The 686-nt window shown below is 80.3% G+C and carries 1 pseudogene; it reads left to right on the plus strand.

Annotated features, from left to right (window positions below):
• Positions 1-686: pseudogene (locus ABEB16_RS22620) on the plus strand (hypothetical protein); the annotation flags it as partial.

Consider the following 686-nt stretch of genomic DNA (forward strand, 5'->3'; position numbering starts at 1 on the left):
CACCGGCAACCGCAGCACCTCCAGCCGGCGGGTGCTGCGCAGGCTCGGCCGCGGCGCCGCGACCGCCTGCGCCGTCCTCGCGCTGGCGGGCGGGGCGGTGGCGGTGCTCACCGGTGGCCCGGCGCAGCCGGCCGCCCCGGCCAGCACCCGGAGCACCTCGGTCACGGTCCTCGGCATCGGCAACCACCTCGACCCCCTCGGCGACCCGGGGGCCATCACCGCCAGCCAGGCCGCGGTGCGCGTCCTGGAGCAGCTGGCGGCCGACCTGGACGACGGGCGCCAGGAGGGGGCCGACCTGGCCCTGGCCGGCATCCGCCAGCGCCTGCTGGTCTCCGGGGCCGACCCGGAGGTGATGCAGCGCGTCGACGAGCTGGCCGCCCAGGTGGCCGAGCCGGCGGCGGGCGAGCCCTCCCAGGGCGCGGCCGGTGGCGCGGAGGGGCCCACGGCCGCCGCTCCCGGGCTGCCGCCCGCCACGTCCTGGCCGCCGCTGGTGGACCGCACCCCGTCCCCGCAGCCCTCGGCGCCGGGTACCCCGACCTCGCAGCCGGAGCCGTCCACGGCGTCCCCCACGGGAACCGGTGGCCCGGTCACCGGCTCCCCGTCGACGTCGTCGCCGGGCGGGCGGCCCTCCTCCGGTGGCAGCTCCTCCTCCGGTGGCAGCTCCTCCTCCGGTGGCAGCTCCTCCT

The organism is Kineococcus glutinatus (assembly GCF_039542765.1).
Taxonomy (GTDB): domain Bacteria; phylum Actinomycetota; class Actinomycetes; order Actinomycetales; family Kineococcaceae; genus Kineococcus_A; species Kineococcus_A glutinatus.